Origin of the sequence: Novosphingobium sp. MD-1, assembly GCF_001014975.1 — a bacterium.
Taxonomy (GTDB): Bacteria; Pseudomonadota; Alphaproteobacteria; order Sphingomonadales; family Sphingomonadaceae; genus Novosphingobium.
Window position 1 is genome coordinate 235091 of the sequence record NZ_BBXA01000027.1, and the last position, 15005, is coordinate 250095.

Below are 15005 nucleotides of genomic sequence, written 5' to 3' on the forward strand. Positions count from 1 at the left end.
GTCAGAATTTCCCGGAAAGGGTCACGCCCCAGGTGCGGGGTTCGCCCAGGATGGTGATGATGGGGGTGTTGGCGCTGGCCGCGCCGAATGCCGCGGCGTAGCGCTTGTCGAACAGGTTCTTCGACCACAGCAGGATCGAATAGCGATCGTCCTCGGTCCGCAGCCCGATGCCGGCGTTGACCAGCGCATAGGCGTTCTGCCAGCCGTAGATCGAACGCGGATTGATCAACGCGGTGCGGCTGCGATAGCTGACCGTGGCGTAGCTCGTCAGCTTGAGGTTGCCGCCGATCGGCTGCTCGACGTTATAGCCGCCCTGCAGCACCCACTTGGGCGCGTTGGCGATCTGGTAGCCGGTGAGGCTGAGCGTCGAGGTCGCGCCGCCCAGCGCGGCCTGGAATTCCAGCGGCGCGGGCGCGTTCGCGTAGTTGAGGTACTTCGCGTCGTTATAGGCGCCGTTGAAGTTCAGGGTGAGGCCCGGAACCGGCGCGATCGTGGTTTCGAACTCCACCCCGCGCAGCCGCACCTTGCCCACGTTGGCAAGGTAGGAGCCGAGCGTGGGGCGCTGCGTATCGACCTGCGCGGCCTGATAACCCTTGATCGTGTTGTTGTAGAAATTGACGTTGAGCGTCAGCTTGCGGTCGAGCCAGGTGGTCTTGAAGCCGGCTTCGAAGTCGAGCGACTTTTCCGGCTGGGTGATGATGACCGACTGCGTGAGCGTGGAGGCGGTGGTGTTCGCCGCGCCCGATTTCTCGCCATAGCTGGCCGAGCCATAGAGCAGGATGTTGTCGCTGACCTTGAACGACGGGTTCACCAGCCAGGCGACAGAATTGCGCGTATTGGCCGCGCCCACGGAGAAAAGGCCGCCTTCCGCCGCCGTGGTGCCGCCAAGGCTGGCAAGAATGGTCGAGCGGGCTGTGTTCAAGGCGGGCAAGGGCAGGGTGGCGCCGCCGGTATAGGAACCGGTGACGTTCACCTGCTTGCGTTCGCGGGTGAAGCGCACGCCGCCGGTCAGCGAGAGGGCATCGGTCAGATGCAGCGTGGCCTGGCCGAACACCGCGCCGCTGTCGATCTTGAGCTTGCCGCGCTTACTGTAATCGATGCCGTTCAGGATCGCGGCGGGGGTGGCGTTGCTGCCGGTCAGGAACGCGGCCGCGCCGGAATAGAAGATCGTGCGGTAATCGCTGACCAGGTCTTCGTGCAGGTAATAGGCGCCAACCTGCCAGTCGAGCAGGCCGCCCTTGTTCGAGGCTAGCCGCAGTTCCTGCGAATACTGGTCGACACCGACGTCGTAGCCGGCGCGGAAGATCGGCAGCGGTGTCAGGTCGCTGTCGTTATAGGGGCGGAAATAGAGTTGCCGCCAGGCGCTGACCGAGGTCAGCGTCGCGCCGCCGAAGTCCCAGTTCAGCTCGTTCGAAATGCCGTTGGTGCGCGAGACCAGCCGCTGCTGCGAATTGAGATTGGCGTTCTTGGTGATGTCGAAGCTGGGCGTGTAGCCGAACAGCGTCTTCAGCTTGTTGGTCCAGCTTCCGGCACGGACGGATCGCACCGTACCATCGAGGTTCAGGTTGGCGTTCACGTCGGCAGAGGCCGGGTAGAAGTTGTTGTATTCGCGCGTTTCGTAGTGCTCGACGATCAGGCGGCTGCTGATGTTGCTGGCCGGCGTGAACAGCAACTGGCCGCGCACGGACCAGCGGCGGTTGTCGAGATACTTGGCCCCGTCATAGGCATTGCGGATCCAGCCGCCGCCCTGATCGGTGGCGAACGTGACGCGATAGGCCAGCTTGTCGGCGATGATCGGCCCGGTGGCATTGGCGCGCACCTGGAAGCGGTTGCGGCCACCATAAGTGGCGTTGATGTTGAGTTCGGGATCGAACTTGGGCTTGGCGGTGCGCACGATCACCGCGCCGATGGTGGTGTTCTTGCCGAGCAGCGTGCCCTGTGGCCCGCGCACGACCTCGACGCCTTCCAGATCGACGAAATCGAGCCAGCTGAAGCCGACGTGGGTGAAGAACACATTGTCCACGATCAGGCCGACGCCGCCTTCGGCGCCGTCGTTGTTGGCGTTGCCGCCCACGCCACGGATGTAGAGGCCCGAAACGCGCGTGTTCTGCTGGATCGCGCCGAAGTTGGGGACCTTCACCGTATAGTCCGCCACGCGGTCGAGATGCTGGGCGTTGAGTTCGCCGCCGGCGATCGAGGAGATGGCGAGCGGTACGTCCTGCAACCGCTCCTCGCGGTGGCGCGCGGTGACGATGATCTCGTTGCCGGCATCGGCGGCTTCCCCGTCCGGCGCGGCGGTGCTGTCCGCGGGCGCATCGGCACCCGGGGCATCGGCGGCGGTTGCCCAGGCAGGTGCGGCGGCGAGCGCGATGAGGCTGACCGAAGCTGTGGCAAGGGCGCGCGAAAGGCTTCCGCGAAGCGCGGACGAAATGAAATCGGACATAGTTGATCCCTGAAACCTGAAGATGGAAACGGGCGTGCCGCACGCATGCGTCCGGTGGACCGGAACGCGGGGCATGGTGACCGCGTCAGTTATAAAGCGACGGTTGTATGGTTGGTGAGGGGCGCAACCGGCCGGGCGATCCGGCTCCCTCCGCGCGCAGGGCGCGGCCGGACACGGCGGGTTACGTCAGATAAAGCTCATGGCACGCATCGTATCACCTCATCACTTGGCGTGAGGGAACACGATGCCTGGCGCTGTCGCCCCAGCATCGCGCGCTTTAGCGGTTGGTAACGCGGAGCAAGCTGCTTCCCGATCAAATGCCGCGGACCAGGACCCTCTGAAGACACGGCCGGCCTGGTCACCGGAACCCGTGAGGGATGAATGTCTACTTATTTGGTTGAGTCATAAGCGTCAAGCGCAAGCTTTGCTTTTGCGCCGGACAGACAGGCTTTAGCGCCGCCTTGACAGGTTCCGACCTCAGGCCGGCGCGGCAAGGCTCTGCATACGCTTGAGATAGCGCGCGAGCACGTCGATCTCGAGGTTAACCTTGTCGCCGGGGGCAAGGCGCCCAAGCGTGGTGACCTCGGCGGTGTGGGGGATGATGTTCAGCGCGAAGTGCGCCGTGCCATCGGGCTGGTCGGCCACTTCGTTGACGGTCAGCGACACCCCTTCCACCGTGATCGAGCCCTTCGGCGCGATGAACGGTGCGAGTTCCTTTGGTGCGGCGATGCCGATCCGGTGCGAGGCGCCTTCGGGGCAGATGCCCACGACTTCGCCCACCGCGTCGACATGCCCGGTCACGATATGCCCGCCAAGTTCGTCGCCCAGCTTCAGCGCGGGTTCCAGGTTGATCGGCCGGCCTGCCTGCCATTGCGCGGGCGCGGTGCGGGACACGGTTTCGCCCGAGACGTCCACCGCGAACCACGCTTCGCCGGCCACGCCGCCCTTGTCCACCACGGTCAGGCACACGCCCGAACAGGCGATCGAGGCACCGATCGCGATCTTCGCCGGGTCCATCGCGCAGGATACCGTCACGCGGTGGTCGCCGCGATCCTCGATGGCGATGATGTTGCCGATTTCGGTGACGATACCCGTGAACATGCGCGCGGCTTTCAGGCTGGAAGGGTGGGACGGAGACGGTGGTAGACGTCGAGCGTGTCGCTGCCAAGCTGGCGCCGTTCGGCCAGTTGCCAGCGGCCGTGCGCGTCGGGCAGCGCGGCCAGGCCGATATCGCCGATCGCCGCAAGCCCGGTGCCGATCACGATGGGCGCGCGGTAGAGCAGCATGCGGTCGACCATGTCGGCGGCCAGGAACGCGGCGGCGGCGCCGGCCCCGCCTTCGACGAACAGGTATTGCGCCACGCCAAAGGCATCCGGCGCGGCAATGTCGGCCACGGCGCGCCACCCGTCCGGCGCAGCGCCGCGCGTCAGCACCCAGCGTTCCGGGCTGCGATCCTCCAGGCCGGGCAGGCGCACGTCCAGCCGCGGCGCATCGGCGCGCAAGGTGCCGCCACCGGCGAGGATCGCATCGGCGCGGGCGCGTTCGGCATGGACATGTGCGCGCGCCTGCGCGCCGGTGATCCACTGGCTGGTCCCGTCCGCCAGCGCGATCCGCCCGTCGAGCGACGTGGCGAGCTTGAGCGTCACGTGCGGCCGGCCCAGCCGGCTACGGGTGAGGTAGCCTTCCAGAGATGTCCGCGCGGCCGGGGACGAGAGCAGGTCCACCGCGATGCCCGCCTGCCGCAGCGCGGCCATGCCGTTGCCGGCCGTGCGCGGATCGGGGTCTTCGCAACCGACGACCACGCGGGCGAGGCCCGAGGCCAGCACCAGCGAGGTGCATGATGGGCCGCGCGCGCTGGCGTGGGCGCAGGGTTCCAGCGTGACGTATAGCGTTGCGCCGCGCGCGGCGGTGCCGGCCTCCGCCAGCGCCATGGCCTCGGCATGGGGGCGACCTCCCGGCTGGGTCCAGCCGCGCCCGACCACGCGCCCGTCGCGCACGATCATCGCGCCGACGGCGGGGTTGGGGCGGCTTAACGGACGGCCGCGCGCGGCGATCGCCGCTGCCGCGTCCAGCCAGTCCTGGTCGGGCCGCTCAGCGTCAGGGCTGGGGGCTGGGCTGGGCACGATGCTGCTGGATGATCTTCTCGGCACGTTCCTGCTCGGCCTTCTTTTCGGCTTCGCGCTCTGCCTTGCCTTCCTGATACATCTTTTCCGTATCGATGCCCGTGGCCGCGCCGACGGCCTTGTACATCTGGCGGATGTTTTCGGCGTGGCGCTCCTCTTCCGCCTCTTCGGCGCGGGCCTTCTTCGTCGCGGCGATGTTGCCCGCGATGATCTCCTTGTCGGAACGGTCCGCGCGCCAGCTTTCGAAGTAGAGCACCTTCGGCGGACGGGGCAGGCCGCGCCCTTCCTGCTGGACCATCAGGTAGAATATTCCGCCCGTCACGCAGGCGGCCAGCAACAGGCCGCGCGTGCGGTATTCGCTGGGCGCGCCCATGATCTGCCACAGATCCATGATCGCGCGCCGGGGCGAGACGTTTCGGAAGAAGTCCTTCATCGCCGCCTAGATAGGCGGTGGCCGCCGATTCCGCCAGTGCCCTGCGCCAGGATCAGCCGAACGCGCGGTAGAGCCCGCGTCCTTCGCGCTTCAGCCAATGGTTCGCCTCGGCGATGCTCCCTTCGAACAGGCGATCGAGTTCGGCGTGGAAGGCCGGGCTGTGGTCGAAGTGGCGCAGATGCGCGACCTCGTGCGCCACGACCGACCGCCGGACGAAATCGGGGGCCATGACCAGCCGCCAGTTGATCCGGATCGATCCGTCGGCGGCGCAGCTGCCCCAGCGCCGTTGCGCGCGCGACAGGGCGAGGCGCGGCACCGGGTGGCCTCCGCGCGCGCAGTAATGCGCCAGATCGTCGGCAAGCAGGGCAAGCGCTTCGCGTTCCAGCCAGCGGCGCAGCCGGCTTTCCAGCCCCTCGCGCGGGCCGCCGAGGATGATCGCGTCTTCCCCGATGGATGGCCTGCGGGGGGCCGTTGCATGCCAGTCTAGCCGACGCGCCACGCCCCGGAACGGCACCGGCGCGCCAGGTTCGAGCGTCTGCTGCGCGGGCAGGCGCGCCAGTTGTTGCGCCAGCCAGTCGGCGCGATCCCGCGCGAAGGCCTCGGCATCGCCGACGCGGCCCCAGGCGGGAATGGAAACGCGGATTTCGCTGCCGTCGGGCGAAAGGCGCAGCGTCATCCGTTTTGCCTGCCGCAGCCGCCGGATCACGAGCGGCAGATCCTGCCCGCCGATCCGCAGGGTGCGCGGCTTCACCACGCGCGGCGCGGCGGGGCGGCGCAGCCAGTCGATCATCCCCCCGACGCCTGCCATACCTCTTCCGGCACGATATGTTCTTCCAGCGGCCCCGCAAGCACCTCGCTGACGGCCTTGCCCACGACGGAGACGCCCGCGCGGTGAACCGCATCGCGATCGCCCGAAATCAGGTAATGCCATGCCGGCAGGGGCAGGCCATCGGCGCGCAGGCGATAGGCGCACGTCGCCGGCAGCCATGGCACTTCCGCCACGATGCGCGGGGTCAGCCGCAGGCAATCGGGCACCATCGCCTTGCGGTGGCGATAATCGGCGCAGCGCGCGGTCGAAAGGTCGAGCAGCCGGCAGGCGACGTTGGTGTGATAGACCGCGCCGGTGTCTTCGTCTTCCAGCTTGTGCAGGCAGCACTTGCCACAACCGTCGCACAGCGCTTCCCATTCGTCACGGGTCAGCGTTTCGACGGGTTTTTCCCAGAAGCGGTCGGCCAGCGCGGCCATGTCAGCGGACCCATTTCGCGAGGTCGGCGGCGACGGCCTTCCCGTCCTTCTCGCCGGGCAGCAGCGCGATCGGCTTGCCGTCGGGCGCCATCAGATAGACGCCGCGGCTGTGGTCCATCAGATAGGCATCGGGCGCGGTGCCGGGGCGCTTCTGATAATAGACGGCAAAAGCCTTGGCCGCTTGCGCGACTTGAGCCTCGCTGCCGGTCAGGCCTAGCAGTTCCGGGCCGAAATTGGCGGCGAACTGGCCGACGACCTGCGGCGTATCGCGCGCGGGGTCGATCGTCACGAAGATCGGCTGCACCTTCTTCGCCAGGTCGGCGTGATCCTTCGCGAACAGGTGATAGCCCTGCATCACGTGCTGGAGATCGAGCGGGCAGACATCCGGGCAGAAGCTGTAGCCGAAGTACACGATGCGGTACTTGCCCGCGAAATCGTTGAAGTGAACGGTCTTGCCGTCCTTGTCGACAAGCGTGAAATCGCCGCCGATCGCCGCGCCTTCCAGCGGCGGGGTTTCGGTGGGGGTGGAACTGCCGCACGCGGAAAGCGTGGCGGCCAGGGCGGTTAGCGCTGCAAGGAAGATCGGTCGGGCCATGGCGGGACGGTTCATGCTCTGCTAACACGGGTTCCGCAAGGGGCGAGTCCGGCAGGCTCGCAGCAGAAGGAACAGGGACGTGAACACGCGGCGGCACAACGGGCTTCGATCGGCTTTCGCGGGACTGGCGATGATCGCCGGGCTCGGGCTGGGTTTGGGTCTCGCCGCGCCCGCGCAAGCGCAGTTTTCGGAAAGCTACAAGTTCCTCGAAGCCGTGAAGAAGAAGGACGGCGAAAAGGTCCAGAATGCGCTGAACGAGCCCGGCACCCAGATCGTCAACACGCGCGACGTCACCTCCGGCGAATCCGCGCTGCACATCGTGACCGCCCGCCGCGATCTGACCTGGATGCAGTTCCTGGTCGCCAAGGGCGCCAATGTGAACGTCCGCGACGTGAAGGGCACCACGCCGCTGGTGATGGCGGTCGATCTGGGCTTTGCCGAAGGCGTGGATTTCCTCATCAAGAGCGGCGCGCGCGTCGATGAACCGAACAACACCGGCGAAACCCCGCTGATCAACGCGGTGCATCGCCGCGACATGGCGATCATCCGCATGTTGCTGAAGGCCGGCGCCAACCCGGAGCGACCGGACAATTCGGGCCGTTCCGCGCGGGATTATGCCGCGCTCGACGGCAAGAACAGCGCCGTGCTGGAAGAGATCGACAACGCCATGAAGGCCGCCAAGGCTGCCCCGCAGAAGCCCACCTACGGGCCTTCGTTCTGATCGGGCCGTGGCGATGACATCCGCTTCTGAATCGACGCTCGACGCTATCCGCCTGCAACTGGCGCCCCACGTGGCCGAAGCCGCCGTGTTCGATGGATGGGGCGAGGCCGCCGTGGCCAGCGCTGCCGATGCGGCCGGGGTGGACCCGGCGGTTGCGGCGTTCGCGTTCGGGGGCAAGCCCATGGCGATGATCGCGGCGTGGATCGCGCGCATCGATGCCGACATGGCCGAAGCCCTGCCGACCGCCCGGATCGGCAACCTGCCGATCCGCGAGCGCATCCGCACGCTGGTGCAGTTCCGGCTCGATGCGCTGGCCGGCCGCGAGGAAGCGCTCCGCCGTGCGCTGGCGATCATGGCCATGCCGCAGAACGTGCCCACGGCCATGAAGCTCGGCTGGCACAGCGCCGATGCGATGTGGCGGCTCGCCGGCGATACCGCGACGGACTACAACCACTATACCAAGCGCGCCACGCTGGCGGCGATCTATGCCGCCACGCTGGCCGTCCACGCCGAGGACAAGAGCGAGGGCCATGCCGATACGCGCGCGTTCCTCGATCGGCGGATCGAGGGCGTGATGCGTTTCGAGAAGGCCAAGGCCCGGCTGACCCGCCCGCGCGAGGAAACCTTCAGCGTGATGCGCCTGTTCGGCCGCCTGCGGTATCCCGCGCGATAAGAGCCACTTGACCGGCGTCAATGCGCGCGGTGGCAAGGTCGCGCCAGTGGAGCCATGCTAATTTCAGGCTCCTTATTGCGAATGCCTTGCAAATGCTTTCGGCCTATGGCAGCGCCGTGAGCGTGACACTCGACCAGATCCCACTTGGAACGCCCGCGCGAATCGATTCCGTCGATTGGGACTTGCTCGTGCCCGAAGAGGCGGAGCGGCTGCGCGCGCTGGGGCTGGATGCCGGGGCGCATGTGCGCCTCGCCTATCGCGGCGTATTTGTTTCGCGCGATCCGCTGGCGGTGGAGATCGGCCGGATGACGGTGGCGCTGCGGCGCGTGCATGCCCGGGCGATGCATGTCGAACTGATCGGAGCAACGGCATGAGCCGCAACGCCTGTGTCGCCGCGCTGGTCGGCAATCCCAACGCGGGCAAGAGCGCGCTGTTCAACGCGCTGACGGGCGCGCGCCAGAAGATCGCCAACTATCCGGGCGTCACCGTCGAGCGAAAGGCGGGGCGCCTGATCCTGCCCAGCGGCGAACCGATGGAACTGGTCGACCTGCCGGGCAGCTATGGCCTCAACGCCACCAGCCCCGACGAAGAGGTGACGCGCAAGGTCATCATGGGCGAACAGGTGGGGCAGGCCCAGCCGGACGTGCTGGTGATCGTGCTCGATGCCTCGAACCTCGAACAGCATCTGGTTTTCGCGCAGGAAGTGCTGGAGCTTGGCCGCCCGACCGTGGTTGCGCTCAACATGGTGGACCTTGCCGAGCGCGATGGGCTGACGCTCGATTCGGCCGCGCTCGAAACCGCGCTGGGCGTGCCGGTGATTCCCACCGTGGCGGTACGACGGCGGGGGCTGGCAGAACTGTCCGCCGCGATTGCGCAAGCGCGCGATCGCGTGTCTGGCGAAACCGCGCCGCGCGCCCACGTCACGCTGCCCGAACGGCGGCTGCTGGCGCACGAGATGGCGCATGGCGCGATCCTTTCGGAAACCGCCAAGCATCGCATTCACGCCCGGATGGACCGCGTGCTGCTGCACCCCTGGCTTGGTCCACCGATCCTGCTGGCGCTGCTGTTCGTGGTGTTCCAGGCGGTGTTCAGTTGGGCTACGCCCTTTGCCGACGTGCTCGACGCGGGCGTTTCGGGCATTGGCGATCTGGTCAAGACCGCGCTTCCGCCCTCGCTTGCGCGCGATCTGCTGACCGATGGCGTGATTGCGGGCGTGGGGGCCGTGATCGTGTTCCTGCCGCAGATCCTGATCCTGTTCTTCTTCATCCTGACGATGGAGGCGACCGGCTACATGGCCCGCGCCGCCTTCCTGATGGACCGGCTGATGGCCACGGTGGGCCTTTCGGGGCGCAGCTTCATCCCGCTGCTGTCGAGCTTCGCCTGCGCCATTCCGGGCATCATGGCCACGCGCAGCATCACCGATCCCAAGGACCGGCTGACCACGATCCTGATCGCCCCGCTGATGACCTGTTCGGCACGCCTGCCGGTCTATGCCGTGATCATCGCCGCGTTCATTCCCCACCGCACGGTCGGCCCCGGCTTCGGCCTGCAGGGGCTGGTGCTGTTCGGGCTCTATGTGTTCGGTGTGGTGGGGGCGATGGTGGTAGCGCTGGTGCTGCGCCGGTCGGTGACGAAGGGCGCGGCCAGCGGCTTCATCATGGAACTGCCCAAGTACCAGCTGCCCACGGTGAAGGATCTGGCGCTCGGCCTGTTCCAGCGCGCGTGGATCTTCCTGCGCCGCGCCGGCACGATGATCTTTACGGTCACGGTGGTGCTGTGGTTCCTGCTGAACTTCCCCCGCGCGGGCGAGGGGCAGAGCCAGGTGGACGCCTCTATCGCCGGGCACATCGCCAACGGGCTGGCCGTGGTGGTGGAACCGGTGGGCTTCAACCGCGATATCGCGCTGGCGATCATCCCCGCCATGGCCGCGCGCGAAGTGGCGGTCAGCTCGCTCGCCACGACCTATGCCGTGGACAACGCGAATGACGAGGATGCGCAGGCGAACGCGCTGGAGGATCAGCTCAAGGCGCACTGGACCCTGCCGACCGCGCTGGCGTTCCTGGCGTGGTTCGTGTTCGCGCCGCAGTGCATGTCGACGATCGCGGTTACCCGGCGCGAAACGAACGGGTGGAAATGGCCGGCATTCATGCTCGCCTACCTGTTCGGCCTGGCCTATCTGGCGGCGGGCGTGACCTTCTGGACGGCACGGGCCTTCGGGTTGGGGTAGTTTTGCCCCGCGTTGTGGAAAGGACGGGGGGCGGACTCGCCCTGCCGCCGCGCATTGGCTAGGCCAGCCTCCACATTCACACGGGACACGATTCGATGGCAGGCAGCGTCAACAAGGTCATTCTGGTCGGCAATCTGGGGGCTGACCCGGAAGTGCGCTCGTTCCAGAACGGCGGCAAGGTCTGCAACCTGCGCATCGCCACGTCGGAAACGTGGAAGGATCGCAATTCGGGCGAGCGGCAGGAACGCACCGAATGGCACAGCGTGGCGATCTTCTCCGAAGGTCTGGCGGGCGTGGCCGAACGGTTCCTGCGCAAGGGCAGCAAGGTCTATATCGAAGGCCAGCTCCGCACCCGCAAGTGGCAGGACCAGTCGGGCAATGACCGCTACAGCACCGAAGTCGTGCTGCAAGGCCCCGGCGCGGTGCTGACCATGCTGGATGGCGCGCCCGGTGCCGGTGGCGGTAGCGGTGGGGGCGGCGGCTTCGGCGGTGGCCAGCGCTCGGGCGGCGGCGGTGGCGGCTGGAACGAAGGCGGCAGCAGTGGCGGCTCCTCGCGCGGGGGCGGATCGTCCTCGGGCGGTGGCTGGAACCAGGGCGGCGGCGGATCGTCCGGCGGCGGCTTCTCCGACGATCTGGACGACGATATCCCGTTCTGACCTTCCGAACCTCCCCGCCGCCGGGGAGGTTTTGCTATGTGCCGCGGGTATCCCCGTAGAGGTGGATGTGCAGCCGGTCGGTGAAGCGCCAGCCGGCCTTCATCGCGGCTTCGGCCAGCCAGGCGGACCGTTCGCGCAAGGGGGCGCTGGCGGTGCCTTCGGGCATCACGAACAGGCGGTCCGACGGAATGGCGTAATGCGCCTGCAGCGCCGCGATCTCGTCCAGATCGTCGGGCGTGGCGACCACGAACTTGAAGAAGGCGCGCGGTTCGATGGCCCAGTGCGCCAGCCGTTCGGGCACCAGCGCCAGATCGGCCGGGTTGCCCGAATGGGCCAGCTTGGGGCTGACGTTGTACTGGTCCACCAGCGCGTCCAGCGTCTGCGTCGGGGGCACGCTGCCGTTGGTCTCGATCTCCACATGCAGGCGGGGCCGCGCTTCCTTCAGGATCGTCAGCAGGCGGATGAGGGCGGGGGCCTGCAACAGCGGTTCGCCGCCGGTCACCACCAGCCGGTCCTGCGGATGGGCCAGCAGGCGCAGCGCCACGTCGCGCTCGTCCAGCGTGATCTGGTTCTCGCCGCGCTCGAAGGCGATTGCGTCACGGTGCGGCCGGTTGTCGCCGGTGAAGCGCCAGGTGTAGGCGGTATCGCACCAGCGGCAGGCAAGATTGCAGCGCGACAGGCGCAGGAACACCGAAGGGCGGCCGATTGACGGCCCTTCGCCCTGCAACGAGGCGAAGATTTCCGGTTCGCCCGGCGTGGTGGTGGCAAGTGTCAGCATGGCGCGGGCCAACGGACGCAATTCAACCTCCGTTGGGTTCGAGCGAAGTCGAGAACCATCGCGCGGAGTGTCTCGGCTTTGCTCGACACGAACGGAGCAGGCATCACATCACCCCAGCCGCGCCAGCGCAGCAGCCAGCCGCTCGGCCTCGGCGCTGTGGTGCGCGTGATCGGCGCGGGCTTTCTCGACCGCCTCGGGCTTGGCCTTCTCGACGAAAGCCGGGTTGTTCAGCCGCCCTTCGAGCGATTTGGCTTCCTTCTGCGCGGCGGCGAGCGCCTTTTCGAGACGGGCCTTTTCGGCGGCGATGTCGATCACACCTTCCAGCGGGATGACGATGTTGGCATCGCCAGCACCGATCTGCATCGCGGCACCGGCTGGGGCCGATTCGAAGCGGATCGACGAAAGCCGCGCCAGCCGGTCGATCGCCGGGCCGTTCGCCTCGATGATCGCGCGCGTGGCCGCGCTGGGTTCGGGCAGATAGGCGTCCAGCTTGGCCCCGGGCGCGATGCCGAGCTCGTTCTTGGCGGTGCGCAAGGCGGAAACCAGCGCGATCAGCCATTCGACCTCACGCTTCGCCGCCGCATCGACCGCCGCCTTGGGCTGGGGCCAGGCCGCCACGATCAGCTCGCCGGCGCGCGCGCCCGTCTTGTTCCACAGCTCCTCGGTCACGAAGGGCATGAACGGGTGGAGCAGGACGAGGATCTGGTCGAGCACCCAGCCCGCGACGGCCCTGGTCTCGTCGTCGAACGATCCCTTGATCAGTTCGATGTACCAGTCGCAGAACGTGTCCCACACGAAGTGGTAGATCGCGTTGGCGGCGGCGTCGAAGCGCAGGTCGGCCATCGCCTTGTCGAGTTCGGCCACGGTGTCGACGACTTCGCCGATGATCCACTGGTTCACGGCAAGCTGCGGCGCGATGCCGGGGCCGGTGTGATCGCCGATGCCGCCGGTGATGCCATTGCTCTGGCAGAAACGCGCGGCGTTCCACAGCTTCGTGGCGAAGTTGCGATACCCCTCCACGCGCTTTTCATCCATCTTCACGTCGCGGCCCTGGCTTTCCATGGCACACATGAAAAAGCGCAGCGCGTCCGCGCCGTACTGGTCGATCAGGCCCAGCGGATCGACCACGTTGCCCTTGGACTTGGACATCTTCTGCCCGTCCGCCGCGCGGACCAGCCCATGCAGGTAAAGCCGCTTCCACGGCACTTCCTTCATGAAATGGAGGCCCTGCATCGCCATGCGCGCGTCCCAGAAGAACAGGATGTCGAAGCCCGAGACGAGCAGGTCGTTGGGGTAGTGCCGGGCGAGCAGGGAGTTCTTCCCAGCCCCTTTTGCCCCACTCCCGTTCGCATCGAGCGTAGTCGAGATGCCGTGCGCAGGTGTCTCGACTGCGCTCGACACGAACGGAGGTTGGGTTTGATCGTCTTCCGGCCAGCCGAGCGTGGCGAACGGCCACAGCGCGGAGGAGAACCAGGTGTCTAGGACGTCATCATCGCGAAAGAGAGCAATTTCATTTCGCTCTTCTTCCATAGCCTTTAGCTGAGCAGATATGGCAGCATCCGCGTTGGGATAGATCTTGATGTCATCCGGTTTGGCATAGGTTGAATAGAATTCTGCGGCTTTTGCTTTTGCTTCCGTTTCGTTTTCTGCAACGAAAACAGCCTCATCCTCTATTTCGGTCGACCAGCCAACTTGCTTGATATGGAGACCGATCCCTCCATCGGAGTTGCGGATAGGCCCATACCAAGCCGGAATCCGGTGCCCCCACCACAATTGCCGGCTCACGCACCACGGCTGGATGTTCTCCATCCAGTTGAAGAAGGTCTTTTCCCAGGTCTTGGGCACGATCTCGATCGCGCCGGAGCGCACGGCTTCCATCGGCGCCTTGGCGAGCGTTTCGGCATCGACGTACCACTGGTCGGTCAGCCAAGGTTCGATCACCACGCCGCCGCGATCGCCGAACGGTGTCTGGATCGTGCGCGGTTCGGCGTCGTGGAGGACTTCGTTGCCGTCCTTGTCCTTGGTCACGTGCGGGATCAGGAAGCCGGCCTCCTTCATCCGCTCGATCACCAGCTTGCGCGCGTCGAACCGGTCCAGCCCCACGAATTCGGCGGGCACCAGCCCGTCCGCCGTCTGCACCACCTTCGCTTCGGCATCGAACATGTTGAGCATGTCGCCCGCCTTGATGCCGGCGCGGCGGCCGACGTCGAAGTCGTTGAAATCGTGCCCCGGCGTGATCTTCACCGCGCCGCTGCCCAGTTCCGGGTCAGCGTGTTCGTCGGCCACCACCTTGAACCGGCGGCCGGTCAGCGGCTGGACGATGTCCTTGCCGATCACGCTCTTGTAGCGCGGATCGTCCGGATGGACCGCCACGGCCATGTCGGCCAGCATCGTTTCGGGGCGCGTGGTGGCAACCTCGATGTAATCCAGCCCGTCGTTGCGGGTCACGCCGTCGGCCAGCGGATACTTGAAGTGCCAGAACCCGCCCTGCACCTCGCGCGTTTCCACTTCGAGGTCGCTGATCGCGGTCTTGAGCTTGGGGTCCCAGTTCACCAGCCGCTTGTCGCGGTAGATTAGCCCCTGATTATAGAGGTCGACGAACACCTTCACCACGGCCTTGGTGAAATGCGGGTCCATGGTGAACTGCTCACGGCTCCAGTCCATCGAGCAGCCGAGGCGCCGCAACTGGCGGGTGATCGTGCCGCCGGATTCGGCCTTCCATTCCCACACCTTCTCCACGAACTGTTCGCGCGTGTAGTTGGTGCGCTTGTCCTGCCGCGCTTCCATCTGGCGTTCGACCACCATCTGCGTGGCGATGCCGGCATGGTCGGTGCCGACCACCCACAGCGCATCCTTGCCGCGCAGCCGCTCGTAGCGGATCACCACGTCCTGCAGCGTGTTGTCCAGCGCGTGGCCGATGTGGAGCGATCCCGTGACGTTCGGCGGCGGGTTTACGATCGTGAACGGCACCGCTTCGGGCCGTTCGGGGCGGAAAAGCCCGTTCGTTTCCCAATGGCTGTACCAGCGCGCCTCGATTTCGGCGGGCTCGAAGGTCTTGTCGAGAGTCTGTTCGGTCATGGCGGGCGCTTTGCCAGCCGTTCCGCCCGCCTG

General features: G+C 66.7%; 14 protein-coding genes. 5 read left to right on the forward strand and 9 right to left on the reverse strand.

Annotated features, from left to right (window positions below; genetic code table 11):
• Window position 1 precedes the first annotated feature (1 nt).
• From NMD1_RS10870 to NMD1_RS10900, 7 genes are all read right to left on the reverse strand, one after another.
• Complete coding sequence (locus NMD1_RS10870; protein ID WP_125954761.1) at window positions 2–2443, reverse strand: TonB-dependent receptor; 2442 nt, start codon at window positions 2441–2443, stop codon at window positions 2–4.
• A gap of 477 nt (window positions 2444–2920) precedes the next feature.
• On the reverse strand, window positions 2921–3544 hold the full coding sequence (locus tag NMD1_RS10875; protein ID WP_125954762.1) for a riboflavin synthase: 624 nt from the start codon (window positions 3542–3544) through the stop codon (window positions 2921–2923).
• An 11-nt stretch (window positions 3545–3555) separates the two neighbouring features.
• Entirely contained in the window at window positions 3556–4566 is a 1011-nt protein-coding gene (gene ribD / locus NMD1_RS10880; protein WP_233497525.1) for a bifunctional diaminohydroxyphosphoribosylaminopyrimidine deaminase/5-amino-6-(5-phosphoribosylamino)uracil reductase RibD, read from the reverse strand.
• On the reverse strand, window positions 4541–4999 hold the full coding sequence (locus NMD1_RS10885) for a hypothetical protein (protein ID WP_124807834.1): 459 nt from the start codon (window positions 4997–4999) through the stop codon (window positions 4541–4543). Before NMD1_RS10885 ends, ribD begins: the two co-directional genes overlap by 26 nt.
• Before the next feature lie 52 nt (window positions 5000–5051).
• A complete protein-coding gene (locus tag NMD1_RS10890; RefSeq protein ID WP_125954784.1) occupies window positions 5052–5789 on the reverse strand; it encodes a M48 family metallopeptidase in 738 nt (245 codons plus the stop codon).
• A complete protein-coding gene (locus NMD1_RS10895) occupies window positions 5786–6244 on the reverse strand; it encodes a YcgN family cysteine cluster protein (protein WP_124807833.1) in 459 nt (152 codons plus the stop codon). Before NMD1_RS10895 ends, NMD1_RS10890 begins: the two co-directional genes overlap by 4 nt.
• A gap of 1 nt (window position 6245) precedes the next feature.
• Window positions 6246–6854, reverse strand: a complete 609-nt coding sequence (locus NMD1_RS10900) for an SCO family protein (RefSeq protein WP_125954763.1) — start codon at window positions 6852–6854, stop codon at window positions 6246–6248.
• Window positions 6855–6918: 64 nt separating this feature from the next.
• On the opposite strand from NMD1_RS10900, the gene NMD1_RS10905 reads away from it, so the two are divergent.
• From NMD1_RS10905 to ssb, 5 genes are all read left to right on the forward strand, one after another.
• Window positions 6919–7560, forward strand: coding sequence for an ankyrin repeat domain-containing protein (locus tag NMD1_RS10905; protein WP_223806444.1), 642 nt, complete (start codon window positions 6919–6921; stop codon window positions 7558–7560).
• A gap of 13 nt (window positions 7561–7573) precedes the next feature.
• The gene (locus NMD1_RS10910; RefSeq protein WP_125954764.1) at window positions 7574–8233 is read left to right on the forward strand and encodes a COQ9 family protein; all 660 of its coding nucleotides are present in this window, start codon (window positions 7574–7576) and stop codon (window positions 8231–8233) included.
• Between the two features lie 92 nt (window positions 8234–8325).
• The gene (locus tag NMD1_RS10915; protein ID WP_206694687.1) at window positions 8326–8607 is read left to right on the forward strand and encodes a FeoA family protein; all 282 of its coding nucleotides are present in this window, start codon (window positions 8326–8328) and stop codon (window positions 8605–8607) included.
• Window positions 8604–10460: a ferrous iron transporter B gene (locus NMD1_RS10920; RefSeq protein ID WP_125954765.1), complete on the forward strand. Its 1857-nt coding sequence runs from the start codon at window positions 8604–8606 to the stop codon at window positions 10458–10460. The genes NMD1_RS10915 and NMD1_RS10920 overlap by 4 nt, the downstream gene beginning before the upstream one ends.
• A 95-nt stretch (window positions 10461–10555) precedes the next feature.
• Window positions 10556–11116, forward strand: a complete 561-nt coding sequence (gene ssb, locus NMD1_RS10925; protein WP_125954766.1) for a single-stranded DNA-binding protein — start codon at window positions 10556–10558, stop codon at window positions 11114–11116.
• 34 nt (window positions 11117–11150) lie between these two features.
• Here ssb and NMD1_RS10930 read toward each other — a convergent pair whose 3' ends face one another.
• Together NMD1_RS10930 and NMD1_RS10935 are read right to left on the reverse strand one after the other, a co-directional pair.
• Window positions 11151–11894, reverse strand: a complete 744-nt coding sequence (locus NMD1_RS10930) for a 7-carboxy-7-deazaguanine synthase QueE (RefSeq protein ID WP_125954785.1) — start codon at window positions 11892–11894, stop codon at window positions 11151–11153.
• Between the two features lie 108 nt (window positions 11895–12002).
• Window positions 12003–14972 (reverse strand): valine--tRNA ligase, encoded by a 2970-nt coding sequence (locus tag NMD1_RS10935; protein ID WP_125954767.1) that lies wholly within the window; start codon window positions 14970–14972, stop codon window positions 12003–12005.
• Window positions 14973–15005 lie beyond the last annotated feature (33 nt).